We start from the raw sequence: 24533 nt of genomic DNA, 5'->3' as shown, positions 1-24533 counted from the left end.
ACGCGGTCTGCGACGCCGTGTCGGCGCGCATTGCGTGTCCGGGCCGCCGTTTCGCTGTCGCTTTGATTATCTAAGGACTTTAACCATGCGCTACTCGCTTACGGAAGCACCGATGGATGTCGTGGGGATCGGGATCGGGCCGGCCAATCTCAGCCTCGCCGCGCTCCTCAAGCCGCACCCGACGATTCGCAGCCGCTTTTTCGACCGGCGTGCCGAATTTCAGTGGCACGCGGGGCTGATGCTGCCGAACGCCGCGCTGCAGGTCTCGTTCCTGAAGGATCTCGTCAGCCTGGTCGATCCGACCAGCGCGCTGTCGTTCCTGCAGTTTCTGGCGAGCCAGAAGCGGCTGCTCTGTTTCATCAACGCGAATTTCCCGCAGGTCATGCGGCGCGAATTCAACCAGTACTATCGCTGGGCCTGCGAACAACTGCCGAATCTCGAGTTCAACCGCGAAGTCGAGGCGGTCGAGACCGACGGCGACCTGATCGTCGTGCACGGGCCGGACTGGACGCAGGCCACGCGCCATCTCGTGCTGGGCACGGGGCAGCAGCCCAGCGTTCCCGACTGCGCGAAGCCGTATCTCGGCACGACGCTGCTGCATGCGTCGCAGTACCTGACCAACAACAATCCGGTAGAGGGCAAGCGCGTCGTCGTGATCGGCGGCGGGCAGACCGGGGCGGAGGTGTTCCAGCATCTGATTTCCGACGCGAGTGCGATGCCGGCGAGTGTCACGTGGGCGTCGCGTCGCTGGAATTTCGCGCCGCTCGACGAATCGTCGTTCACCAACGAACTCTATACGCCCGGCTATGCGGACTACTTCTACGATCTGCCGGCAACGCGTCGCGCGTCGCTGCTGGCTGAGCAGAAACTCGCGAGCGACGGGGTATCGTCCGCGCTGCTCGAGGCGATCTACCGGCGCGTATACGAATTGCGCCACGTGACGGGCCTGCCGTGCGATCTGCAGTTGCGCCCGGCGCGCGAGCTGGTTTCGGTCGCCCGCAACGGAAGCGGCTGGTCGCTGACGCTCAGGCACGCACAGCGCGACGTGCACGAAGCGCTCGAGGCCGACATCGTCGTGCTGTGCACGGGCTACACATATGGCATGCCCGCATGCCTCGACCCGATCGCCGACCGGATCGAGTGGCGCGACGACGGCTTCGTCGTCGACCACGACTATGCAATCCGCTGGAACGGCCCGTCGGGTAGCCGCATCTATGTGCAGAACGCTGCCCGGCACCAGCGCGGCATCGCCGACCCGAATCTCGGCCTGATTCCTTGGCGTTGCGCGCGCATCATCAACAGCATCGCCGGGGCGCAGTGCTACGACCTGGATGAGCGCGCGCCGTTCGTCCACTGGGAAGCGCAGGACCGCGTCATCCAGCGCGGCTTGCAGGACCTGGAGGTGATCTCGTGACCCGGATCGCAGAAGGTACGCCCGGAGACGATCGGGCGGCGTGCCAGGCGCCGGGCGCCCCCGCGTCGCTCGAACCTCTCGTCGTCGAAGCCGAGGAGGCGGTCGGTCTCGCCGGCGTGAGGCTGTTCATGCACACGTTCCGCGAGCGGATGGCGCAGGCCCCGCTGCGCAGTTCCCGTTTCACGATCGAACCCGGATGCGGCACGCAGGAAGACCGCCATGCGGTGCATGAGATCTGGTTCGTGTCGAACGGGAAGCTCGATGTCTGCTACGACGGTGCGTGGCATCGCGTCGACGCGGGACAGGCCGTGTTCTTCGAACCGTGGCGGCCACATTTCGCGCGCAATGTCGGCGAAGTGGACGCGCAAATCTTTTCGATATGGTGGCAATGAGCATGGCGCTTGAATATGATCTCGCGATCGTCGGCGGCGGCATCGTTGGTGCGTGGACTCTCCATCTTGCACAGCGCCGCTTTCCTCAATGGCGCATCTGTCTCGTGGAGCGATTCCGCGTCGGTGACGGCGCGACCGCGCATTCCGCCGGCGTGCTGCTGGCGACGGGCAGCACGCCGAGGGAGCGGAAGCTGGCAGCGCTGAGCGCCGAACTCTACCGCGACATCCGGGGCCCGCTCGGGCTGCGTACGACTGCCGCCGACGTGTTCTGGGTGACGCAAGCTGCGCGCGCGAGCGAACTGCAGCAGGTTGCGGTGGATTTCACGATCGGGGATGCGTACGTGCCTCCCGACGTCCTGCGCGACAAGCTCGTCGGACCGCTCGTACTGGGCGATACCGAGGTGTTGCTGCGAGGCGGGACGGCGGTCAGCCACGATCCTGCGCAGATCGCGCGTGGCCTGATCGCCGCAAGCATGCGGTCGTCGAACGTGAGTTGTGTGGAAGGCGCGGGTGTGCGCGAATTGAATGCAGGGACATCGGGCGTCGAGCTCCGGCTCGACGACGGCACGACGATGCGTGCCGTGCGCGCGGTGGTGGCAGCCGGGCCGTGGCTTGCCGGCGATCCGTTCAAAGCATTCGCCACGGCCGCGTCGGTACGCGTGAAGAAGGTCGTCGCGCTGCATGTAGATCGCGTTCCCCCACAGGACGCCGCCGCCGTGTTCTTTCCGCAATCGGACGCCTATCTCATGCCGTTACCGGCACGCAACCAGTGGCTGTTCAGCTTCCGCGCCGACGAGTGGGACTGCCGGCCGCTCAAGCACGCGCTCGAAATCTCCGCGCAGGACCGGTCGCTCGCGATGCGCGTCGTCGAGCGCTACCTGCCGGGCTCGAGCGATGCGTTCGTGGGCGGGCGCGTGTTTTGCGACGCCTATACGCCGAGCGGCGAGCCGCTCGTCGAACGTGTGCCGGGGATTCCCGTGGTGATCGCAGGCGCGGGTAGCGGCGCCGGTTTCCGGCTGTCCCCCGGCCTCGCCGACGAGGCGTTGCGTTGTTTCGAGGCGTGATGTGGTCACGCCGGTCAGTGCCAGCTCATTCGAATTCGTGAAATCGACCATGAAAACCGAATCCCGGAAATTCTTCCTGATGCCGATTCCGCCGACGCCGAACGGGCGTCTGCATCTCGGCCACATCGCCGGCCCGTACCTGCGCATGGACATGCTGGGCCGCCATCTTCGCAGCCACGGTCATCACGTCGACATCGTGTCGGCGGTCGATGGCTTCGATTCCTACGTGCTGTGGAAGGCGCTACAGGAATCGCGCACACCACAAGCGGTTTGCCGCGACTATCACAGCCGGATCGCGCGCGATCTGGCGGCACTCGATGTCGAAGTCGACGCGTTCGTCGATCTCGTGCAGGGCCCGCATGCGGATCGTCATGCGGCGAATGCGCGCCGCGCCGTCGAGCAACTGATCGAGCGCGGCCTGACCGAAACCGTGATCGAGAACGTGCTGTACAGCCGTGCGACGGGCCGTTATCTGGCGGGCGCGTGGCTCGTCGGCCGGTGTCCACAGTGCGACGCGCCGAGCGGCGGCTACTTCTGCGAGGCATGCGGCGCGCATTTCCGCCCGGAGGCGATGCGCGATCCGGAGCCGCGTGTCGGCGATGCGGAACTCGAATGGCGCGAGGTCGAAAGCCTGTTCCTGCGGATTCCAGACGAGGCCGCGCTCGTGCGCCGTCTCGCGTCTTCGGGCGCACCGCCGCAATTCATCGACGTGATTCGGCGGTTCCTTGAGCAGGAGCGCGGCCTCGTGCGGCTGACGGCGCCCGGTGACTGGGGCGTCTCGTGGCCTGCGGATCGCCTGGGCAATCCGCGCGTGCTGTTCGAATCGGGTTGGGAGTACGCGCTGACCTGCGGCGACCTGTGCGCGGACGGCACGGAAGCGGTGCATCCGATGCAGCGCGACGGCGACGTGACGACGTTCGTCAGTTTCGGCATTGACAATGCGGTGCTGCTGCTCGCAGGCAGCGCGGCCGTGATGAGCGCGTTGCCGGGTCGCAAACCGTTCGATCACGTGCTGACGAACTACTTCTACAACCTGCAGGGCGCGAAATTCTCGACGAGCCGCCTGCACGTTGTGTGGGCTGCCGACATCGTCGAGGCGACGCCCGCGTCGAGCGACGCGGTCCGCTACTTCCTCGCACGCGAGAGCCCCGAAACGGGCACGGCGAACTTCGACGTCGACGCCTTCATCGGGTTCGTCAACGACGAACTCGCAACGACACTGCAGGCGCGCATGCACATCGCTGCAGCGGCGCTGGAGACGATCGTCGGCGAACCGGTCGACATCGCGGCGCCGTTGCGCGAGCAGCTGACCGCGTCGCTGCATCTGCTCGATGCGTCGTTCCGGTTCGACGCGGTGAGCGTGCGATCCGCATCCGCGGTGCTGCGATCGTGGATCGCGCTGCCGGACGTCGATCTGAACGACGCGGCGCAGGCGTATGGGTGGTTGAAGGGGCTCGCGTGCATCGCCGCGCCGCTGATGCCACGGTTGGCGAACGACCTGTGGCACGCGATCGGGCATGACGGCGCGCCGCGCCGCAGCGAATGGTCGACGGCATCCCGGCCGCGTGGCGGAATCGCCGCGCGCGTGTGGTTCTCGCCGCTGCCGCGCGACGCGCTCGATCCGTGTCTGCCGCCTGCGCTGGTCCGCGAAAGGAGCGCCGCGCATGCGTGAAACGGCGGACGTCGTCGTGGTGGGGGGCGGCACCACCGGGTGCGGCATCGCATGGCATCTCGCGCAGGCCGGTACGCGGGTGCGGTTGCTCGAACGAGCGGATATCGCGGCCGGTTCCTCCGGTGCTTCGCCGGGTATCGTGCGGCAGTACTACACGGATCCGGCGCTTGTCGCGCTTGCGTCGGACGGATCGCATGCGTACCGCCACTGGCGCGAGACCGTCGGCGGCGATTGCCGGTTCAGGCGCACGGGTTTCGTGACCGCGGTGGCACCTGAGGACTGGGACGCGACGCAAGCATATGTCGAATCGCTGCGGTCGAAGGGTGTCGCGCTGTCGCTGCTGTCGACGGGCGACCTACGCGGCCTGTGCGCGGATATCGATGTCGGAGGCCTGGCCGGCGCCGTGTACGAAGCCGACGCGGGCTACTGCGATGCGCGCGCGACTGCGCTGGCGTTCGCGCAGGGCGCGCGCACGCACGGTGCGCTGATCGAAACGCGGTGTGCGGTCCGGGGAATCCGCGCGCGGAGCGGCCGCGTCGTGGGTGTCGATACGGACCGCGGGAGTATCGACTGCGCGATCGTCGTCAATGCGGCGGGGCCGTGGGCGGCGCGGCTCGCGGCGAGCGGCGGCGTTGAACTGCCGATCACGGCGTCGCGCCAGTGCGTCGCAATCGTCCGGGCCGACGACGGCGAGCGAGCGCCGTTGCCGGGATTTTCGGACCGCGGCGCCGGGTTTTACCTGCGTCCCGACTTGCCCCGGCAATACTTCATTGGATCATTGCAGGCGGGCGACAGCGGTGCGATCGATGTGGACGGGTTCGAGCGGCGCATGGGCGACGCGGAGCAGACGCGCTTCCGCATTCGCGCGGCGCGGCGCTTCGCGCGCCTCGACGGCGCGACGCCCGCCGGCAGCCGCGTATCGTTCTTCGACGACACGCCGGACGGCAATCCGCTGTTCGGCCCGGATCCAAGGTTGCCAGGGTTGTTCGTTGCAGTCGGATTGTCGGGGCATGGCTTCAAGTTCGCGCCGGTGTTCGGGCAGGCGGTTGCCGACTGGCTGAGGACTGGTCGACTCCGGCCGGAGTTGCGGGCATTCGACGTCGAGCGCTTCGAGCAACGTGCGTTGCGATAGAGGATCGCAGGTCAGCCGATGTCACCTGAGCCGCGATCACGTTCCGTCAGCGGCCCACGCGTTGCCCCGGCTTGCTGACGCAACAAAAAACCCGCGAAGCCATGCGCTGTCGCGGGTTCTGCAAATGCACGAAACACGGAAAAACCGTATCTGGTGCCGACGGCGAGACTCGAACTCGCACAGCTTTCGCCACTACCCCCTCAAGATAGCGTGTCTACCAATTTCACCACGTCGGCACTTCAGTACTGCAAGGGGCGCAATTCTAGCGCCACATTGCGCGTTTGTGAAGGGGGTGTGACGCGATCGCGGGGCAGGCGAGGGGGAACCCGGTAAAATTCGCCGGATCGATCCGACGATCCTCGCAACCGCAACCCGTTTTCTCCCCGTGACGACGACCCTCGAACAACTGCAGGCCGGCCAGCTGTCGGGCGCCCGGCAACTGAAGCTCGCGTGCGGGCTGACCGAATTCCCGCGCGAGATCTTCGATCTGGCGGACACGCTCGAAGTGCTCGACCTGTCCGGCAATGCGCTGTCCGCGCTGCCGGACGACCTGTCGCGGCTGCATCGCCTGCGCATCCTGTTCGCGTCCGGCAATCGCTTCACCGAATTCCCTGAAGTGCTCGGCACGTGCGCGCAGCTCGACATGATCGGCTTCAAGGCGAACCGGATCCGCACGGTGCCGCGCGATTCGCTGCCGCGTGCGCTGCGCTGGCTGATCCTGACCGACAACGAAATCGACGCGCTGCCCGCCGAAATCGGCGATTGCGCGCGCCTGCAGAAGCTGATGCTCGCGGGTAACCGGCTGCGTGCGTTGCCGCCCGAAATGGCCGCCTGCCGTGCGCTGGAGCTGGTGCGGCTGTCGGCGAACCGGCTCGACGCGCTGCCGGACTGGCTGTTGCGCCTGCCGCGCCTCGCGTGGCTCGCATCGGCGGGCAATCCGTTCGGCGCCGCGCCGGAAGCCGCGGCTTCGGCCGAGCCGGGCGTTGCGGACATCGACTGGACGTCGCTGACCTGCGACGAGAAGCTCGGCGAAGGCGCGTCGGGCGTAATCTACCGCGCCCAATGGCGTGTGGACGGCGCCGTGCCGCGAGCGGTCGCGGTCAAGCTGTTCAAGGGGGCGGTGACGAGCGACGGCCTGCCCGATTGCGAAATGGCCGCCTGCCTGCACGCCGGGCGCCATCCGAACATGATTCCGGTGATCGGCAAGGTGCGCGGTCATCCGGACGGCACGCACGGCCTCGTGATGGCGCTGGTCGATCCGGCGCTGACCAATCTCGCCGGGCCGCCGAGCTTCGCGTCCTGCACGCGCGACGTGTATGCGGCCGATGCGCGATTCGCGCCGGCCGACGCGTCGCGGATCGCGCTCGGCATCGCGTCGGTCGCCGCGCATCTGCACGCGCGCGGCATCATGCACGGCGACCTGTACGCGCACAACATCCTGCACGACGGCAAGGGCGGCGCGCTGCTCGGCGATTTCGGCGCGGCGTCGGTCTACGACGTGAACGACCGCGAGCGCGCGGCGCGGCTCGAACGGCTGGAGGTCAGGGCGTTCGGTCATCTGCTCGGCGAGTTGCTGGCGCGCTGCGAGCCGCGTGCGTGGGAAGGCTCGCACGCACTCGACGCGCTGGCGGCCGCGTGCCTGAACGAGGATATCGACGCGCGGCCGTCGTTCGGCGAGATTGCGGCAGCGCTGGCCGCATCGAAGGACTGACGATTCCGCCCGCGCCGCGGCGCGGGCCGTCGCCGTGCGGATGCTTACGCCTGCCGCGCGGTCAGCAGCTTGATCCCGAGCCCGACGAACAGCAGCCCGCTCGCGCGCTTGGCCGCGCGTACCCACGGGCTGATGGCGAGGCCGCGATGGAGCCGGCGCACGCCGAACGAATAGACGCTGTGCACGATGACGACGGTGCAGGCGATCGTCGCGTACATCGCGACGAACTGCATCGCGAGCGGGCGATCGTGCGCGATGAACTGCGGCATGAATGCCGACAGGAAGATCATCGTCTTCGGATTGCTGCCCGACACGAACAGCGCTTCGCGGAACAGTTTCCTGCGGTCGGGCTCGACGATCGCGGCCTCGCCGTCCGGCGAACGGGGGTTGCGCCCGCCGCGCAGTTGCCGGATGCCCAGATAGATCAGATACGCGGCGCCGACGACCTTCATCGCGATGAACAGCGGCGGCATCTCGGCCAGCACGGCGCCGACGCCGAACGCGACGAGCATGACCAGCGCGCCTTGCGCGACGAGGTTGCCCGCGATCGTCGCGGCGGTGCCGCGCGAGCCGTAGCGCACCGTGTTGCGGATGACGAGCAGCACGTTGGGGGCGGGTGACAGCGTGGTGGCGAGATAGGCGGCGGCAAACAGCAGCCAGGTCTGAATGGACATGCGGCGCTCCGAAAGGCGGGTTCTGCGGTCGGGGTGAATCCGTGCATGATGCCACGGCGGCGCGGTTCACCCCGACACACGGCGTCAACGCGCGCCGCGCACGCAGTAGGCGGCGATCGACGACGGCGAATCGATCGCGGACGGCCGCGTCATCCATGCGATCCACCCCGCCCATAACCCGCAGACGATCAGCACGGCGACATTCAGCGGCGTCCGGTAGCGGACGATCAGGTTGGCCAGCGGCAGGCGTTCCTTGCTCATGTGCATCTCCTTCGGTCGTTGCGCAGGCGGCGTTACTGGCCGGTGTAGGACGGCGCCTTCGCGTCGCAGGTCACGGACGCCGTCGCGCCGTCGGCGAAATGCAGCCGCAACGGCACCTTCGCGCCGGGCGCGACGGGCTGGCGCGGCTCCTCCAGCATCACGTGATAGCCCTTCGGCCTGAACGTCACCGTGCCGTGCGCGGGCACGTCGACCGCTTCGACGTGAACCATCTTCGCGGTGCTGCCGGCCGTCTGCGTTTCGTGCATCATCGCCATCCCGAACGCGGGCGTATCGATGCCCGTGAGCGTGACGGGCTTTTCGCCGTCGTTCTTCAGCGTGAAATAGCCGGATGACGGCACCGTCGCCGGCATCGTGCGGATCCAGCATGCATCGGCCTGGACGGCCGACGCGGCGAACGTGGCGGGCGCCTGCAGCGCCAGCAGGGCGAACAGCAGGCTGGTCGGAATCGAGGGTTTCATTGTTGGTGTTCCTGATCGGGTAGGGAAGCGGTCAGCGTGTGCGTTACTTCAGCGTGAACGCGTAGCGGCCCTGCGTGCGATGGCCGTCGCTCGCCACCGCGACCCATGCGACCGTGTACGTGCCGGGCGTCAGGTTCGCCAGTGCGACATGCATCCGCTTCCGGTTGCCGGCGTCGACCGCGGATTTCCCGTCGGCGACCGACTGGCCGTGGCTGTCGGTGACGGCGATCGAACTGAATGCGGGTTCGAGCGTTTCGCTGAAGTCGATCGTGACCGCGTGCGGCGCGCTCGACAGCGTGGCGTCGGCGGCCGGTTCCAGGGTTTTCGGGTGTGCGTGCGCGTGTGCGGCCTGGGCGACGACGAAGCCGAGAGCGACGAGTGCGCCGCGGAGGAATGCAGTGGTTTTCATGACGGGATGATCCGGTTGGAAATAATAAGGAAAACGATGTATTCGAATTCGGCACGCGGCCGCGCGTTCGCGCACGCGCAACCGCCTGAAGCGGGCGAGCGCACGCACGGCACGGCGCCGCGAGCAATACGGTCGAACATGATCGTCCTTCGAAACGTGACACGGCGTGCACGCGCGGGCGCGTGCGGACGGCGCGATGCGCTGCGGCATCACGCGCGGTGACGACGAATCAGGACGCGAGCGGCGGGGCGCGCGGCTGCGCGGCCGTGAGCGGCAGCGCGCGGCGCAGGCTTTCGAAGCGGGTTGCTTCGCGGTGCTGGAGCGGGTGGACGTTGGCCGCGAACGTCAGTTCGGGCGCGGGCAGGGCCGGCGTATGGGCGAGCAGGCTGCAATAGCCGCAGGCCTGCAGATGCGCCTGCAGGCTTTTCGACGACGCATCGCCGGCGTGGCCGCCGTCAGCCGGCGCGGCCGTGCAGTGGCCGGCAAGCAGCGCGTCGACGCGGCCTTGCGTCGTCAGCGCCTGCGAGATCGTCGGCGCGAGCGCCGTCATCAGGATGGCGAGCATCCCGATCAGACTGACGATCTTCCGGAAACGACGACTCAGCATGCGATGCGCGGGGCGGCGTAGGGTAACGATGGAGCGGATTATGCCATGCACCCGCGGCCAGGGCATGCGGGCACGTGGATACCGGGCATGACGCGCGCCGCGCTCACGCGTGCTTCGCCAGATATTTCGTGATCAGCATCATCTGCGCGGCCCAGCCGTGATCGTTCATCTCGCGCGCCTTCGCACGGCGCGCTTCGATCAGCTGGTCGAAACCCGTCTCGGTGACCGTCAGCAGCGTGCCGCCGTCCTTTTCCGCGAGCGCGAACGTGACGAGCGTCATCGGCTCGGACGTGTAATCGAAGTTCGGGTCGATCGCGAACGGGTGCCAGCGAAAGGAGAACAGTTGTTTCGGCTCGACGCGTTCGACGACGATTTCGAACACAGTGCCCGCATACGGCTCCTGTGCCTTGGCGATGTCGTCGTCGACGCGCGTCGGCGTGATGCGGCCGAACAGCGGCTGGTCGGGCACGAACGGCCCGTCGAACGACACGCCGAACCAGATGCCGAATTCGCCGGCATTGCTGACGGCTTCCCAGACGCGCGCCAGCGGCGCGGTGAGCAAGGCTTGTTTCTCGATGCGATCGGTGGACTGGGTCATCATCTTCTCCAGGCAGGCATCATCGTTGCGGGACGGCGCGCGGCCGCGCGCCGCGTTCAGTCGATCATGACCGCATCGGGCACGTCGAGCACGACATCCGAAGTCGCGACGGCCACGCACGGCAGCGTATAGCCGTCGGCCTTTTCCTCGCGGCTCAGGCCCGGCCATTCGATCGTATAGCGTACGCTGCCGCTGACGATCCTGCACAGGCAGCTTCGGCACGTGCCGTTGCGGCACGAGCGCGGCAGCCTGACGTGCGCGAACGCGGCGGCCTCGAGCAGCGTCAGCGAATCGGGCGCGTCGAACGTCGCGCCGAGCGGCTCGATGCGCACGAGAGGCGGGTGGTCGGGATCGGTCATGGGTGAAAGCGGGCGGCGAATCGGCAGTGAAGCGAGGAAAGGCAGCGCGATGCCGGAAGGCAACGCAAGCGCCAGCATACCCGAAGCCGCCTGCGGCCGGCGCCCGTCGGGCGGGCAACCGGCCCGGAACGTGTCAGTGCCGGCGCAGGTAGCGGTACACGGTATTGCGGGCGAGCCCGAGCTCCCGCGCGGCGGCCGATACGTTGCCGCCGTGCCGTGCGAGCACGGCATCGATCACCGCGGCCTGGTGGCTCTGCAGCGTCGTCGCTTCGCGCACGTCGGCCGGTGCGGCTTGCGCCGCGGGTGCGTCGTCGCAGTCGAGCCAGAAATCGTCGGGCAGGTGCGCGAGCGTGATTTCGGCTTCGTCTTCGGCGAGCATGCCGGCCGTGCGCAGCACGTTGGTCATTTGCCGCAGGTTGCCGGGCCAGCGGTGCCGCATGAACGCGTCGAGCACGTCGGCCGCGAGGCGGCCCGGCATCGGCTCGCTGCGCGCCAGCCGCGCGAGGATCCGCTCGACCAGCGCGGGCAGGTCGGTGCGCGCGGCGAGCGGCGGCAGCGTGACCGCGAGCCCGTTGATCCGGTAGAACAGGTCTTCGCGGAAGGTGCCTGCGGCGATCATCGCGCGCAGGTCGCGGTGGGTCGCGCAGACCACGCGCACGTCGACCGGCACCGCGCGTGCGCCGCCGAGCGGCATCACCGCGCGCTCCTGCAGCACGCGCATCAGCCTGACCTGTTGCGCGAGCGGCATGTCGCCGATTTCGTCGAGAAACAGCGTGCCGCCGTCGGCCTGCACGATCTTGCCGGGGCTGCCGCGCTTGCGCGCGCCGGTGAACGCACCGTCCTCATAGCCGAACAGTTCGGCCTCGATCAGCGAATCCGGCAGCGCCGCGCAGTTGACCGCGACGAACGGGCCGTCCGCGCGCGGCGATGCCTGATGCAGCGCACGCGCGAGCCATTCCTTGCCGGTGCCGGTCTGGCCGAGGATCAGCAACGGCAGGTCGCGTCCGCGGATCTTCGCGACGCGTTCGAGCACGGCGGCCATCCGCGCATCGCCGGTGTCGAGCGTCGCGAACGTGATCGCGTCGGGGTCCGGCGCCCGCGTGCGCACGGCGGGGGCGGGCGGCGTGACGGCGACGGCCGTCTTGTGCGCTTCCGCGAATTCGCAGCGGGCGAGCACGCGCACGCCGGTCGACAGCGTGAGGCGGAACGGTGCGCCGGCCGCGCGGGCCGCCTGCTGCGCGAGTTGGCCGAAGTGCATGCCGAACAGCGCGTCGCAGCCTTGATGCTGCAATGCATCGAACGTCGCGCCGAGCTGGAATTGCGCGCTACGGTTCGCGGCGATCAGCCCGCCGTCGGGGCCGAACGCGACGAGCCCGGCGAACAGCGAGTCGACGCAATCCTCGTGGGCGTGGAAGCGCAGCCGCAGCGCCTCCGCGCACTGGTTCGCGAACAGGTGGTTCTCGATCAGCTGCGCGGACATCCGCACCAGCGCGAGCGTATGGGGGCTGAAGCCGCGTGGGTCGCCGCTCACGTCGAGCGTGCCGAGGGTACGGCCGAACGGATCGATGATCGGCGCGCACGAGCAGGTGAGGATATGGTTCGCGCGCAGGAAGTGTTCCGACCCGTGCACGGCGACTGCCTGGCCCGATGCGAGCGCGGTGCCGATCGCGTTGGTGCCGCGTGCGCCTTCGGCCCATGACACGCCAGTGCACAGCGCGACGCGGTTCGCCTTCTCGATGAAGTCCGCGTCGCCGATGCTGTGCAGGATCACGCCGTCGGCATCGGTGAGCAGCACGAGGCTTTGCGTGTCGGCGATTTGCGCGTGGAGGTTTTCCATCACCGGGCGCGCGTGCGCGAACAATGCGTGGTTCGTGTCGAGCAGTTCGCGCAGCGCGAGCCGCGACAGCGGCGAGAAATCGGGGCGCTCGTTCGCGCGCAGGCCGACCGCGGTCGAACGGGCATGCGCCTGCGCGAGCAGGTCGGTGCGGCCCGCGGTGGCGGGCAGCACGAAAGATTGAGGCATGTCTTGTCTCCTGTCGGCCCAAGTTAGCGCTTTAGCGCTTACTTGGGCCCCATGCTTCGCGGTCGGCCCAAGTTAGCGCTTTAGCGCTTACTTGGGCCCCATGCTTCGCGGTCGGTCCGAGTTGGCGCTTTAGCGCTTACTTGGGCCCCATGCTTCGCAGTTGGCCGGAGTTAGCGCTTCAGCGCTTACTCTAGTCCCATGCTTCGCGATCTACCCGAGCCCGCACATCAGCGCGTTCCGAGGCCCCCGCTTCGCAGTCGAACCCTTTGACGCCCTGCACCGCACCATCCGCCACCCGGGCCGCCGCCGTCGATATCGCCTCATCATACAAGCGCCGCGCACGTTGTGCGACTGCGTACAAAAACCCCTTGCTTTTAAGCGCCCGCCTGCAATGATGGAAATGGAACATGCACGCGCCGTGTTCCGCATCGCAACATGCATGCGACGCGACATGCATCCGTTCGGGAGACGCATCATGGTTCGGACGGAACTGAGAGTCGTGCTGGCGGCCATCGCCACCTTCATCATGCTGGGCGGCATCGCCGTGGCGATCCACGGGCTGCTGTTCGACCTGAGCGACGCGGTGCAATACGGAGCGGCCGCGATCGCGGTGGGCGCCACGACCGCCGCGATCGCGCTGAACGTCTGGCCCACCGATCCTCACTGACGCCGTTCGGCAAAACGGTGCCGGATGTCGCGCTGGTCAGAGGAAATGCGCGTCGGAACGACGCACATCGCAAATTTTGCCTCCTGCGCGAAACCGTCTAAAGTGGAATGCAACCGGCATGCATTAGTCCGCGCCATACCCCCGTGGATCGTGCCTCTGCCGGCGAGCCCGCGTAAATTTTCGTCCGGCCGGTAGCGGACGACGGACGCGGTCATTTGCTTTCTACCGGTCGAGGCGGCTCCCATGCAGATCCATTTCACGAATGAGAAGCCCGAATATTCGGGGCGCGACCTGATGCTGGGTTTCACGGCGCTGGTCAATGGCGAGCGCGTCCAATGTCAGATCACCGCCGAGGCGCTGGAGGATCATTTCGGTGCGGCATCGCCGCGCTTCGAGGACATGGTCGGTGCGTACGATCAGCACCGCGAGCGGATCGAGGCAGCCGCACGGCGGTTGCTGTCCGAGACGCGCGCGCAATGCGTGACGCTGCGCAGCGGCTACGTGCGCTTCTACGAAGCGAACTGGCGCTGAGCCGGACGACCGGGCAGCGACGGAGCGGGCGCCGGATACCGGCGCCCGTGTCATATCGGCGCGGGCTCGTCCGGTAGATCGATCGCTTGTGCGGGACGATGCGCTGCACGGTCCGGGCATCGTGCGGCGCGATGGCGTGCCCGCGTTCCGTTTCGCTTGATCCCGTTTCGCTCAATCTGAGTCGATCAGCGCGTACGCGCCGCCCGTTGCGTCGTGCGTGCGCGCGATGCGTGCGAAGCCTGCGTCGGCGAGGTGCATGCCGGCAATCAGCAAGCGATCCGAAGCGACTTCGGCGAGCGTGGCCGCGCGGGTCGCCGATGCCTGCGACGGATCGTGATCGAACGCGATCGACACGTCGGGGCGAGCAACCTGGATCGGCGCGAAATGCACGAGATCGCCCCAGATCAGCAGGCGCTCGCCCTGCGATTCGACGCGATAGCCGGTGTGGCCGGGCGTGTGCCCCGGCAGCGGCACGGCGGCGATACCGGGCAGCACGTCGCCTGCCGCGATGGTGCGCAGTTGCGCCGCGCAGGCGTCGAACGCGCGCCGCGCGATTCGGACATTGATGCGCGCTCGCTCGCTGGCTCTCTCGTACATATCGTCGTCCAGCCAGAACATGCGTTCCCGTTCGTCGATGAGCACCTCCGCTTGCGGAAAGGCCGGGCGCCCGTCTGCGTCGAGCAGGCCGCCGATGTGGTCCGGATGCGCGTGCGTCAGCAGGACCGTGTCGATCTCGCGTGCATCGATGCCGGCTTGTGACAGCGACGGACGCAGCAGGCCGCCCCAGTTCCGGATGCCGCCGGCACCGGTGTCGACGAGCACGGTGCGGCCGTTGCCGCGTATCACGTAGCAGTTGATGTTGACCGCCGACGGCGTATGCATGCCGGCCCGGTGCATGATACGGGCCGCGTCGTCGACGTCGATGTTCGACAGCAGGTCGAGGCCGGCCGTCAGCGTGCCGTCGCTGATCGCGGTCACCGTGAAATCGCCGACTTGGCGGCGCGGGAAAGAAGGGCGTGGAATGAGTGCGCTCATGGGGTCAATGTCGGGCGTGAAGGTGGGTGGTGTCGTAGCCGAAGCAGCGGATGCGTGCGATGAATCCGGTGTGGCGGAGAATCTCGCGATCCAGTTCGGCCATGAACCGGTCCATCAATTCAGTGGTGCGAAATGACGCGATGCGAAAGCGGATCTCCGCGCTGACCGGATGTCCGCGGCCGAGCCGGATCGGCACGTACGCGACGTGGATCGTGCCGGGTGCGGCGCTCAACACCTCGGTGCAGAGCGTCTCGCAGGCTGACGACAGTGCATCGAGTGCCGCGCTGGACGGCATGCTCGTCCCGGGGATGAAAATCGTGACGCTGGGCATGGCCGGGCTCCCGTCAGCGTGCGGCCGACGTCGTCGTCGCGCTGACGAGCCGGTCGCCCATCGGCGCATAGCACCGGATCGCGGCGCCCGACGCATCGGACGCGAGCCGCGCCTGATCGTGATCGAGGACGGCCAGCCAGCGAGCGGCCGGCTGGCGGTCCAGCGCGACCGCATGCATGGCGGTGGCTGCGATACCTGCTCGCGCGAACGGGGCGGCGTCGTCGCACACGGCCAGCCATTGATGGCCGGAGACGGCCGGCGCAGGTGCCGCGCTGTCGTACACGTTACGGCGCCATTCGACGATGTGCGGCTGCCAGCGCGCGAAATTGCCGCCGCCCTTGTCGCGATACTCGGCCGACGTCAGCACGTCCGGGCCGTCGATCGTATGCAGCGCGAGGTAGACCGGGCCGTCGCCGCCGAGGGCGCGAAAGCGTTGCGACGTGCGGAAGCCGGATACCGAGATCAGCGCCGGCAGTTTGACGCGGCTGTAGAAGTCGTTCCACCCGGCTTCGACGGCGGGCTCGGCGATGCTGCATTCAACGGCATAGATCATGACATCTCCACGGGTGGCGAGCGGCCTTCTGAGCGATCGGCCGGCTCGACTGGTTGAGTTTTTGTCATGATAATGATCGGAAGAATGGGCGGAAAACGATGATTCGTCACCATTCAATTACATTTGATCAAGCCATGACCGACGGCGGTCGGACCGGGAGCAATCGTGACGCGACGCAGGATTCCGAGCAATTCGGCATTGATGGCATTCGAGGCCGCGGCGCGGCATGGGAGCTTCGCGCGCGCCGCCGACGAACTGGCGTTGACGGAAGGCGCGATCAGCCGGCAGATCGGCCGACTCGAGACGTTCCTGGGCGTCGCGCTGTTCGAACGGGTCGGCAACCGCGTGCGGGTGGCGCCGAACGGCGCGCGCTACGCGGCGCAGGTTCGCGAAGTGCTGGACCGGCTCGAGCGCGACAGCCAGTACATGATGGGGCAGCCCGGTGACGGCGGCAGCGTCGACATCGCCGTGACGCCGACGTTTGCGACGCGCTGGCTGATTCCGCGGCTCAAGGGATTCCAGACGCAGCATCCGAACATCACGGTGCATTTCGCCGATCGCGCCGAGCCGTTCGTACTGGCCGGCAGCGGCTTCGACGCGGCGATTCACTTCGAGCATCCGGCCTGGGCCGGCATGCATACGTACCGTTTGTGCGAGGAGGTGCTGGTGCCGGTCTGCCATCCGTCGCTGCTCGCGGGCGGGCAGCCGGACACCTTGCTGGGCACGCTGCCGCGCCTGCACAAGCGCCAGACGCCCGATGCGTGGTCGGCTTACGTGCAGGAGACGGGATTGCCCGTGAACAATCCGGCCGCCGGCGCCCGCTATGATCTTTACTCGATGCTGATCGCCGCGGCACTGGCCGGGCTCGGCGTCGCGCTGGTGCCGCGCCTCTATGTCGACGCCGAAATCGCGCAGGGGCTGCTCGCGGCGCCCTGGCCGGACGGGCGCGGCGTGGTCAAGCGCTTCTGTCTCGTGTTGCCGGAGGCGCTGGAACTGGGCGAGGGGCCGTTGCAGACCTTCGCGCGCTGGGTGCTCCGGCAGGCGGACGCGTGACCTGATGTCGCCTGCACCAGGCGGCTACCCGAACGAACACGCGGTCCTGCGGCGTCATGCCGTTCAGTTCTTCACGGTAAGGAAAGGCATCAGGCTTTCGGGACGCTTCGGTCCGCCGCTTCACGAACCGCCTGTCTGCAAATCCGTCCATCGCGGTTTCGGCTTGTCCATGCCGCGAAGCGACAAGCCGAAACCGGTCATTCAGTCGCCCCCGGACTGCCGCACCCGGTTATCGAGCCGGGTTGGTCGCCGTGATGAACGGGTCGAACGACATATGGACGTTACCCTCCAGCAGCAGGTTGATCGAGTATTGAACGTTGGTTCCCGCGCTGTTGACCCGCCCGCCCCACACGGCGCCGTCGAACTGCGGATATTGTTGCGGGTTGACCATGTTGGGAATCGCGCTCCCCCAGAAGCCGAGAATCGCGATGGATTCACCCGGGTCGAGGGAAACGGCGGACCAGACGATCGTGTCGCCGTTTTCGCATTTCGTCCGCAATTCATTGCTGCCTTCCGAACCGTCCCCGCTGTAGCCCGTCGAATCCACCATGAATACATATTTCGGCAGATTGTTTTCGGCAATGGCTTTCGCGACATTGACAATCACGTTTACGTAGATCGTTGCCATGACGACTCCTGATTATGAAACAGGCAATGTTTTTCCGGCCCCTTGCCCATTCGCGTGGAGGATACCCCGTGCGTGCTTGATATATTGAATCACGCCGACCCGAATAAAACCGAAAGAATCACTCCTTTTGATGAGCGGGAAGATCGCGCGACCGCAGAGATTTTCGGCCGTGCAAGCGGAATATAGCAGCCGGATTTTATAAATCAACCCGATAATTCCGGGGATAATTGCGAGCGTCATCAAAGTCATGCGTCGTATCGATTTGCGAAAATATCGATGGAAAATGGTGCTGTGCGACGATTAAGTGATGTCTTGTATTTTTAATATATCGGTCGCCAATATTTCGATTGGATATTTGGGGTAAATTCAATGCTTTTTGATACGCCGAAACGCATTGTTTCGCGTAATACAACCATCAATCCCGCCCGGGAAAATGCCCCCCGGGCATGCAGCTAGGCGGGCGCCCGCCGATACAGGGCGCCCATGTGAAACGACCCGGCCGCAAATGCGACCGGGTCGTCAGGGGCCGTCCTTCTCGTCATGCCGTTCGGTTCCGCGACAGGAACCGGGCGGCACTACACGTGAAGGTGGCGTCTTTTGATCATGCCACGCACCGGGGCGCGTGCGTCACTCGCTGCCGAGATAGAAGAAGCGGAACAGGAACACGGCCGCGATGATCCACACGATCGGCTTGACCGTGCGGGCCTGGCCCGTCAGCAGCTTCAGGCCGCCGTACGCGATGAAGCCGAACGCGACGCCGTTCGCGATCGAGTACGTGAACGGCATCAGCAGCGCGGTCAGCGCGGCCGGCACGGCTTCGGTCGCGTCGTCCCACGGCACGTCGACCATCTCGCGCAGCATCAGGCACGACACGTACAGCAGTGCCGGTGCCGTTGCGTAGCCCGGCACGACCCCGGCGAGCGGCGCGATGAACAGGCACGCGAGGAACAGCACGGCGACGGTGATCGCCGTCACGCCGGTGCGGCCGCCGGCCTGCACGCCCGATGCGCTTTCGATATAGGCGGTGGTCGACGACGTGCCGAGCACCGAGCCCGCGACGATCGCGGTGCTGTCGGCGAGCAGCGCCTTGTTCAAGCGGTTCATCTTGCCTTCGACGAGCAGGCCCGCGCGGTTCGCGACGCCCATCAGCGTGCCGGTCGCATCGAACAACTCCACGAGGAAGAATACGAGGATCACGTTGATGATGCCGGTCGACAGCGCGGCGCCGATGTCGAGCTTGAACAGCGTCGCGTCGATCGACGGCGGCGCGGAGAACACGCCGTGGAACTGGTTGCCGCCGAAGAAGAACGACAGGACGGTGACACCGATGATGCCGATCAGGATCGCGCCGCGCACGCGCAGGTGGTCGAGCGTGACGATCGTGAAGAAGCCGATGATCGCGAGGATCGTCGTGGGCTTGTGCAGGTCGCCGAGCGTGACGAGCGTGGCCGGGCTGCCGACGATCACGCCCGAGGTCTTCAGCGAGATGATGCCGAGGAACAGGCCGATGCCGGCGGTGATCGAGATGCGCAGCGATTTCGGAATGCCGTTGACGATCGCCTCGCGCACGCGGAACAGCGTGACGAGCAGGAACAGGCAGCCGGAGATGAACACCGCGCCGAGCGCGGCCTGCCACGTGAAGCCCATTCCCTTGACGACCGTATACGCGAAATACGCGTTCAGGCCCATGCCGGGCGCGCAGGCGATCGGATAGTTCGCGTACAGCCCCATGATGATCGATGCCAGCGCCGCGACGAGGCAGGTCGCGACGAACACGGATTCCTTCGGCATGCCGGCATCGCCGAGGATCGCGGGGTTGACGAAGATGATGTAGGCCATCGTCAGGAACGTGGTGACGCCCGCGAGTATTTCGGTGCGGAAGTCGGTGCCGGCTTCAGCGAAGCCGAAATACCGCTTGATGGATTCCATGAAGGCGTTTTCTCCGGTCGGGTTGTCGTGTTGCTTGTTGTTCGTGCCGAATTGTTGTAAGGCAGCGCGAGGCCGGCCTACTGTAACCAGCCACTATTGCCGCGCTATCGGCGGATTGTAATAGCGCGGATAGCTCGGACGATATAGTTGCGGGGCACGATCGGCCGCGTTCGCGCGAACGGTCGGACAGGCCGGCCGCGCGAGGAAGGCGCGCATTTTACCGGTTCGGACGAGGCGGGCAGGTAGAAACGATGGAAACGATTCGATGAGGGGCGGCGGGCCGGGCCGGCCGATGCGGGCGCAACGACATGACCGGCATGCGGCGCGCGGCCGCCGCGCGATGACATGCGATGACATGCGACTGCAATCGCGCACCCGCATGCTGGCCGAACGCAGGACGGTCGCAATGCATGCGCGAACGCGCGCGGCATGACCGGCGCGGGTGCGCAGCGGCGTGCAGCGGCCATTCATCAGTCCAGGCGGTTGCAGATATCGGGCTATCCTGCGCCGAACCCGTTCCGTCCGCAACTGTCATTTCGCGACGCGGGCGCGACTGTGGTTTCTGTGTAAAAGATTGCAAGACGTCATCGCGTTAACCGGCAAGTCTTTCTAGGATAGATACACCGCGCACACACGCCGGCCAGTCGTTGCCGACGCGGGGGAGTCGCAGTCCGTGCAGGGCAGGCGGTGAAGTGCGGTGACGGTCGTTGCGCATTCGGGCAGGCGCGACCGGTTGCGATTGCCCGATGCGGGTTCGTCCGTCATCCCGGAGGTGAGCATGTTGAACTGGATCAGCCGTTGGGCGATGCGGCACGCCCCCACGCCGGAAAAAACCGCTGCGTCGATGCTCGTGACGGCGCGCATGGAACTGTTCGCAGCCGAACAGCGCGTCATCGATGCGAAATTACAGGCGGATTACTGGCGTACGCGGGTGTCATTTCTCGAGGAGGTGCAAAAGCAAGGCATCGACCCGTGGGTGACCTCGCAGGCGGCGCAACGCCCCGACCTCGATGCCACTCCCCGCAGCACGGGCCCGCGTCTCGCCGCCAGCACCTGATGCACGCGATGCATGCAAGGGTTGCGCACGGCGCGCGATCGCTCGCGGCACGCACGCGCGTGCCGCGTCATTCGATGCGCACCCGCGACGCATGGCGCCGCGGGTGCGTCCGTTTCCGGATGCGTTGATTCCGCGCGTTCCGGTGTCCCGTCGCGCGACGGAATCGCGCATCGTCAATCCCGTCTTCGCCATCGTCCGGCGAGCAAACGTTGCATTCGCGCGAGCGTGCGTCTCAGCCGTTCGCCGCGCCGCACGTACGCCGTCGTGATCGACGCTTCGGCCGGCCGGTCGTCATTGGTGCCGAGCCAGATGCGATCGCCGCGCGCGATGCGCAGCACGTCGCCGGGTTGCACCCAGTAGTCGTCGACGCTCGGCGGCCGCGTGATCCACAGCGGTGCACCGTGCGCACGAATTTCCGCATCGCCCGGCGCGCGCCAGGTCAGCGTCGTGCGCGGCGCAACCGCGAATCGGATCACGACGGTCGGTAACGCGATCGCGCCGGCGCGGCGCGAATCGGGACGGTCGAACAACGGGCTTGCCTGGTCCATCGTCTTCTCCATTCGTTGAGCCGGATGGATGACGCGCACCAGAACAAAAAGGCCTCATCCGTTTCCGGTGAGGCCTCGTGTGACATGCGGTACTGCTCGGATGCTAACGCACAAGCGCCTCCCGTGATCCATTCTTTCGAATGTTCACCGGGCAATGATTCGCGATGGCGATGAGCTTGAACGTAGGCATGCGAACGAGTTTGTCGATGTCGTACGGCGTTGTCAACGACTATTTTCGAGAAACGTGGCGCGTCACGCGTCGCGCTGGGCGAGGCCGTTGACGAGCAGTTCGGACAGCAGGCCCGTCATGCCGTTCGGATGCGTGGCGGCGCGTGCCTTCAGCTGTTCGACGAGTTCGGCGTTGAGCTTGCACGCGAACGGCACGAGGCCCTGTTCCTGGTCGAGCTTGCGCTGCGCGCGGCGATCGAGCTTCGCCGCGTCCTCGGCGCCCTTGCCGAAACGGGCGGAGCTCGACTGCTTCATCGCGTGCGTCAGCTTGAGCGCCTTGTTCTTTTCTAGATCGGTTTTCTTCATGGCCATCGCGGCACCTCCGGGAAATGAAGCCGCGATTGTACGCATTTCGGCGGACGCCCCCGCCGAAACCGTCGCGAACCCGCCGGCGAACCCGGTCACGCGCCTTTCGTCGTGCCCCAGTTGCCGCCGTGCGCGGCCGCCTGCGCGGCCGGCGAGCGCGCCAGATACGCGAGCGCCTGCTCGGTCGAGCCTTCGTGGTGCGGCGTATAGCCCGGCCTGAAATAGCGCAGCGCCGCGCCGATCACTTTCCAGAACGAAGGCAGGTGCCCGCGCCGCGAACCCTTCCACCACGCGAGCACGAAACCGGGATAGCGGCCCACGGCCGGATCGCGCCGGTACATGAACTTCGCGCCGCTCGTGATGAAGTAGAGCAGCAGCACGATCACGAACGCCATGTGCAGGCAGCGCTCCGGGTAGTTGCCGCCCATGTGGTTGTAGATGTCGAACGCGACGGTCCGGTGCTCGACTTCCTCCGCGCCGTGCCAGCGCAGCAGGTCGACCATCGTCGGGTCGGCACGGCCTTCGTCGAGCCCGTGCGCGTTGAGCACCCAGTTGCCCAGATAACCGAAGAAATGCTCGAGCGACGCGATCACCGCGAGTTGCTGCCGCAGCCAGAAGCGCGTATGGCCGATCTTCAGCCCGAACGGCGCTTCGCCCAGCACGCGCGTGAACAGCCAGTTCAGCTTCTGCGTGAACGGCTTCGTGTCGATCCCGTGCCGGTCGTAATAATGCCTGAGCACGCCGCCGTGCGAGCGCGAATGCACCGCTTCCTGGCGCAGGAAGCCTTCGGCTTCGTCGCGCAGGCGCGCATCGGTGATGTGCGGCAGCGCCTTGTTGTACACGCGGCAGAACCACAGCTCGCCTTCCGGGAACAGCAGGTTCAGCGTGTTGATGATGTGCGTGCTGCCCGGGTCGTTCGGCACCCAGGTGATCGGCGTGTCGCTGAAGTCGAACTTCACGTGCCGGGCCTTGATCTTGTGATAGTCGGCGGTAGCGGTCATCTGTGTCTCCGTTCCTGTGCGGCGCGCTGCGCCGTCAATGCGATGCCATGCTGATGCGGGCGAGCATCCGGCCGAGCCACGGCATGAAGCGGCCGACGAAGCGCAGCGCGTGCGCCTCGGTGCCCACCGCCACGACCGGCCGGTTGCGCAGCACGCCGTCGACCATCGCCTGCGCGACGGTTTCCGGCTTCAGGCCGCGCATCTGGTACAGCTTCGTCGCGCGCTTGCGCAGCCGCGCTTCGTCCTGTGCGTTGGCGCCCGCGTATTGCGTCGACGCCATGATTCCGGTTTCCGCGAAGCCCGGGCACACGGCCGTCACGCCGATGCCTTTTTCCGCGAGTTCCGCGCGCATGCATTCGCTGAGCATCAGCACGGCGGCCTTCGTCGTCGCGTACGCGGGCAGGTCGCGCGACGGCCCGAACGCGGCGGCCGACGCGGTGTTGACGATGTGGCCGCCCGCGCCGCGCGCGGCCATCTGCTGCGCGAACAGCCGCGAGCCGTGGATCACGCCCCACAGGTTCACGTGCAGGATGCGCTCCCAGTGCCGCTCGCTCGTGTCGAGGATGCCGCCGGCCATGCCGATGCCCGCGTTGTTGATCACGATGTCCGCGCCGCCGAGTTCGCTGCCGACCCATGCCGCGAGCGATTCCATCTCCTCGGCGGCGCCGACGTCCACGCGTTTCGCGTATGCCTGCGCGCCGGTCAGCCCGAGCAGCAGCGCGGTGCGCTCGGCGCTCGCGAGATCGATGTCGCACGCGACGACGGTCGCGCCTTCGCGGGCGAACGCGAGCGCCGCGCAGCGGCCGATGCCGCTGCCCGCGCCGGTGACGACCGCGACCTTGCCGCTGAACCGGCCGCTGGTCGCGCGGCGGCGTGCGTTCGCGAGCGCGGGCGGTTCCTCGCCCGATTCGACCGCGTCGATCAGCTGCTCGGCGAGGCCCGCGAAGCGCGCGGGATCGGCGAGCGGCAGCCAGTGGCCGGCCGCGACTTCACGGCGGTAGTACTGCGGCACCCAGCGCGACAGGTTCTCGGACAGCGCCGGGCTCACGTATTTGTCGCCGAGCGGCACGATCGTCTGCACCGGTGCATGTGCGTAGCGCTCGCGCGGCGCGAACAGGCAGCGGATGAAGTTCGCGCGATAGAGGCGCACGCCGCGCGCGCCGTCGTCGGCCTGCGTCGGGCGCGGCGTGGCAGGCGTCTTCTCGACCCGGCGCAACAGGCCCGGCCACGCGCGGCCGAGCCACAGTCGCCAGCCGAGTTCAGGGACGAACGGCAGGTGGAACAGGTACACGTACCACGAGCGCACGAGCTGGCCGCCGAGTTTGCCGAGCGATGCGGGCGTCGGGTGCAGCACGCGTTCGCGCAGCCAGAAGCCGACGTGGTCGAGGCACGGCCCTGAGCACGACGTGTACGACACGATGCGGCCCGCAAGCCGCGGATCGGTGACGAACTCCCAGCCCTGGATCGAACCCCAGTCGTGCGCGATCAGGTGCACCGCGCGGCCGGGGCAGAGCGCGTCGATCACCGCGACGAAGTCGTCGGTCAGCTTCGCGAGGTGATAGTCGGCCGTGCGCTTCGGCACGCCGGACAGGCCCGCGCCGCGCACGTCGTAGGCGATCACGTAGTGCCTGCGCGCGAGCAGCGGCGCGACCTGCTGCCAGACGCTGCTGTCGTCGGGGTAGCCGTGCACGAGCACGACCGGCGAGCGGGCCGGGTCGCCCCAGGTTCGCACCGCGAGCGTCAGGTCGCCGGAGGCGACGGCCGTTTCGCTGTGGACCGATTCGAACAGGGCCAGCGGCGCTTCGTCGGAAAGAGGCTGCATCGTGAGTCCGTCGTTCAGGGATTCGGGAGGAAGGCGCAATGCGTGCGTG

At 67.1% G+C, this 24533-nt stretch carries 28 protein-coding genes and 1 tRNA gene; 10 read left to right on the top strand and 19 right to left on the bottom strand.

From position 1 onward, the window contains the following. Window positions 1-85 precede the first annotated feature (85 nt). Genes DIE17_RS12605 through DIE17_RS12585 form a run of 5 tightly spaced genes read left to right on the top strand, consistent with a single transcriptional unit; the run spans window position 86 to window position 5674 of the window. Window positions 86-1414, top strand: a complete 1329-nt coding sequence (locus DIE17_RS12605) for a lysine N(6)-hydroxylase/L-ornithine N(5)-oxygenase family protein (RefSeq protein WP_124891739.1) — start codon at window positions 86-88, stop codon at window positions 1412-1414. Then, complete coding sequence (locus tag DIE17_RS12600) at window positions 1411-1806, top strand: cupin domain-containing protein (protein ID WP_260434324.1); 396 nt, start codon at window positions 1411-1413, stop codon at window positions 1804-1806. Before DIE17_RS12605 ends, DIE17_RS12600 begins: the two co-directional genes overlap by 4 nt. Beyond that, a complete protein-coding gene (locus DIE17_RS12595) occupies window positions 1794-2870 on the top strand; it encodes an FAD-binding oxidoreductase (protein ID WP_260439222.1) in 1077 nt (358 codons plus the stop codon). The genes DIE17_RS12600 and DIE17_RS12595 overlap by 13 nt, the downstream gene beginning before the upstream one ends. A gap of 49 nt (window positions 2871-2919) precedes the next feature. Next, window positions 2920-4542 carry a methionine--tRNA ligase gene (locus DIE17_RS12590; protein WP_124920905.1) on the top strand — a complete coding sequence of 541 codons (1623 nt, stop codon included), beginning with the start codon at window positions 2920-2922 and terminating at the stop codon, window positions 4540-4542. Beyond that, window positions 4535-5674 (top strand): FAD-binding oxidoreductase, encoded by a 1140-nt coding sequence (locus tag DIE17_RS12585; RefSeq protein WP_124920904.1) that lies wholly within the window; start codon window positions 4535-4537, stop codon window positions 5672-5674. Before DIE17_RS12590 ends, DIE17_RS12585 begins: the two co-directional genes overlap by 8 nt. 151 nt (window positions 5675-5825) lie before the next feature. On the opposite strand, the gene DIE17_RS12580 is transcribed toward DIE17_RS12585, so the two are convergent. Then, window positions 5826-5910 (bottom strand) — tRNA-Leu (locus DIE17_RS12580). 149 nt (window positions 5911-6059) lie between these two features. On the opposite strand from DIE17_RS12580, the gene DIE17_RS12575 reads away from it, so the two are divergent. Continuing rightward, window positions 6060-7385: a leucine-rich repeat-containing protein kinase family protein gene (locus DIE17_RS12575; protein WP_124920903.1), complete on the top strand. Its 1326-nt coding sequence runs from the start codon at window positions 6060-6062 to the stop codon at window positions 7383-7385. Window positions 7386-7429: 44 nt separating this feature from the next. On the opposite strand, the gene DIE17_RS12570 is transcribed toward DIE17_RS12575, so the two are convergent. The 8 genes from DIE17_RS12570 to DIE17_RS12540 all read right to left on the bottom strand — a co-directional run bounded on the left by DIE17_RS12570 (window position 7430) and on the right by DIE17_RS12540 (window position 12795). Then, entirely contained in the window at window positions 7430-8059 is a 630-nt protein-coding gene (locus DIE17_RS12570; RefSeq protein WP_124920902.1) for a LysE family translocator, read from the bottom strand. An 84-nt stretch (window positions 8060-8143) separates the two neighbouring features. Continuing rightward, window positions 8144-8320 carry a hypothetical protein gene (locus DIE17_RS37390; protein ID WP_185500404.1) on the bottom strand — a complete coding sequence of 59 codons (177 nt, stop codon included), beginning with the start codon at window positions 8318-8320 and terminating at the stop codon, window positions 8144-8146. A gap of 32 nt (window positions 8321-8352) precedes the next feature. Beyond that, entirely contained in the window at window positions 8353-8799 is a 447-nt protein-coding gene (locus DIE17_RS12565) for a copper chaperone PCu(A)C (RefSeq protein WP_124920901.1), read from the bottom strand. A 43-nt stretch (window positions 8800-8842) separates the two neighbouring features. After that, on the bottom strand, window positions 8843-9208 hold the full coding sequence (copC, locus tag DIE17_RS12560; RefSeq protein ID WP_044846865.1) for a copper homeostasis periplasmic binding protein CopC: 366 nt from the start codon (window positions 9206-9208) through the stop codon (window positions 8843-8845). A gap of 229 nt (window positions 9209-9437) precedes the next feature. Then, window positions 9438-9815, bottom strand: a complete 378-nt coding sequence (locus DIE17_RS12555) for a DUF2946 domain-containing protein (RefSeq protein ID WP_044846867.1) — start codon at window positions 9813-9815, stop codon at window positions 9438-9440. A gap of 103 nt (window positions 9816-9918) precedes the next feature. Next, window positions 9919-10413: an SRPBCC family protein gene (locus DIE17_RS12550; RefSeq protein WP_124920900.1), complete on the bottom strand. Its 495-nt coding sequence runs from the start codon at window positions 10411-10413 to the stop codon at window positions 9919-9921. Between the two features lie 56 nt (window positions 10414-10469). Then, a complete protein-coding gene (locus DIE17_RS12545; RefSeq protein ID WP_059527056.1) occupies window positions 10470-10772 on the bottom strand; it encodes a 2Fe-2S iron-sulfur cluster-binding protein in 303 nt (100 codons plus the stop codon). A gap of 133 nt (window positions 10773-10905) precedes the next feature. Beyond that, complete coding sequence (locus DIE17_RS12540; protein ID WP_124920899.1) at window positions 10906-12795, bottom strand: sigma-54-dependent Fis family transcriptional regulator; 1890 nt, start codon at window positions 12793-12795, stop codon at window positions 10906-10908. A gap of 475 nt (window positions 12796-13270) precedes the next feature. Here DIE17_RS12540 and DIE17_RS12530 point away from each other — a divergent pair, with 475 nt between their 5' ends. Further along, the gene (locus tag DIE17_RS12530) at window positions 13271-13462 is read left to right on the top strand and encodes a DUF2964 family protein (RefSeq protein WP_124485269.1); all 192 of its coding nucleotides are present in this window, start codon (window positions 13271-13273) and stop codon (window positions 13460-13462) included. Between the two features lie 243 nt (window positions 13463-13705). Continuing rightward, on the top strand, window positions 13706-13993 hold the full coding sequence (locus tag DIE17_RS12525; protein ID WP_014898618.1) for a DUF1488 domain-containing protein: 288 nt from the start codon (window positions 13706-13708) through the stop codon (window positions 13991-13993). Window positions 13994-14164: 171 nt separating this feature from the next. Here the strand turns inward: DIE17_RS12525 and DIE17_RS12520 are convergent, their stop codons facing one another. From DIE17_RS12520 to DIE17_RS12510, 3 genes are read right to left on the bottom strand one after another with little or no spacing between them, the layout of a single operon-like run. Then, complete coding sequence (locus DIE17_RS12520; protein WP_124485270.1) at window positions 14165-15028, bottom strand: MBL fold metallo-hydrolase; 864 nt, start codon at window positions 15026-15028, stop codon at window positions 14165-14167. A 4-nt stretch (window positions 15029-15032) separates the two neighbouring features. Further along, entirely contained in the window at window positions 15033-15359 is a 327-nt protein-coding gene (locus DIE17_RS12515; RefSeq protein WP_124523289.1) for a hypothetical protein, read from the bottom strand. Between the two features lie 13 nt (window positions 15360-15372). Beyond that, the gene (locus DIE17_RS12510; protein WP_124523287.1) at window positions 15373-15912 is read right to left on the bottom strand and encodes a sugar ABC transporter; all 540 of its coding nucleotides are present in this window, start codon (window positions 15910-15912) and stop codon (window positions 15373-15375) included. Window positions 15913-16113: 201 nt separating this feature from the next. Here DIE17_RS12510 and DIE17_RS12505 point away from each other — a divergent pair, with 201 nt between their 5' ends. Continuing rightward, complete coding sequence (locus DIE17_RS12505) at window positions 16114-16965, top strand: LysR substrate-binding domain-containing protein (protein WP_044846873.1); 852 nt, start codon at window positions 16114-16116, stop codon at window positions 16963-16965. Window positions 16966-17194: 229 nt separating this feature from the next. Here DIE17_RS12505 and DIE17_RS12500 read toward each other — a convergent pair whose 3' ends face one another. The 3 genes from DIE17_RS12500 to DIE17_RS12490 form a co-directional block, all read right to left on the bottom strand. Continuing rightward, the gene (locus DIE17_RS12500; RefSeq protein ID WP_124485273.1) at window positions 17195-17593 is read right to left on the bottom strand and encodes a hypothetical protein; all 399 of its coding nucleotides are present in this window, start codon (window positions 17591-17593) and stop codon (window positions 17195-17197) included. A gap of 12 nt (window positions 17594-17605) precedes the next feature. Next, complete coding sequence (locus DIE17_RS12495) at window positions 17606-17842, bottom strand: hypothetical protein (protein ID WP_124523285.1); 237 nt, start codon at window positions 17840-17842, stop codon at window positions 17606-17608. A 378-nt stretch (window positions 17843-18220) separates the two neighbouring features. Next, complete coding sequence (locus tag DIE17_RS12490) at window positions 18221-19522, bottom strand: NCS2 family permease (protein ID WP_044846874.1); 1302 nt, start codon at window positions 19520-19522, stop codon at window positions 18221-18223. Between the two features lie 778 nt (window positions 19523-20300). On the opposite strand from DIE17_RS12490, the gene DIE17_RS12485 reads away from it, so the two are divergent. Beyond that, window positions 20301-20579: a hypothetical protein gene (locus DIE17_RS12485; protein ID WP_027807295.1), complete on the top strand. Its 279-nt coding sequence runs from the start codon at window positions 20301-20303 to the stop codon at window positions 20577-20579. A gap of 173 nt (window positions 20580-20752) precedes the next feature. Here DIE17_RS12485 and DIE17_RS12480 read toward each other — a convergent pair whose 3' ends face one another. From DIE17_RS12480 to DIE17_RS12465, 4 genes are all read right to left on the bottom strand, one after another. After that, on the bottom strand, window positions 20753-21127 hold the full coding sequence (locus tag DIE17_RS12480; RefSeq protein ID WP_124523283.1) for a DUF2917 domain-containing protein: 375 nt from the start codon (window positions 21125-21127) through the stop codon (window positions 20753-20755). A gap of 252 nt (window positions 21128-21379) precedes the next feature. Next, window positions 21380-21667 (bottom strand): hypothetical protein, encoded by a 288-nt coding sequence (locus DIE17_RS12475; RefSeq protein WP_044846876.1) that lies wholly within the window; start codon window positions 21665-21667, stop codon window positions 21380-21382. 89 nt (window positions 21668-21756) lie between these two features. Beyond that, window positions 21757-22662, bottom strand: a complete 906-nt coding sequence (locus tag DIE17_RS12470) for a metal-dependent hydrolase (RefSeq protein WP_124523281.1) — start codon at window positions 22660-22662, stop codon at window positions 21757-21759. 34 nt (window positions 22663-22696) lie between these two features. Continuing rightward, entirely contained in the window at window positions 22697-24484 is a 1788-nt protein-coding gene (locus tag DIE17_RS12465; RefSeq protein WP_124523280.1) for an SDR family oxidoreductase, read from the bottom strand. Window positions 24485-24533 lie beyond the last annotated feature (49 nt).

The sequence above is a fragment of the Burkholderia sp. Bp9099 genome (assembly GCF_003857805.1).
Lineage (GTDB): Bacteria > Pseudomonadota > Gammaproteobacteria > Burkholderiales > Burkholderiaceae > Burkholderia.
The sequence above is the reverse complement of the archived record's forward strand: the minus strand, read 5'-3'. Positions and strand labels throughout refer to the sequence as shown.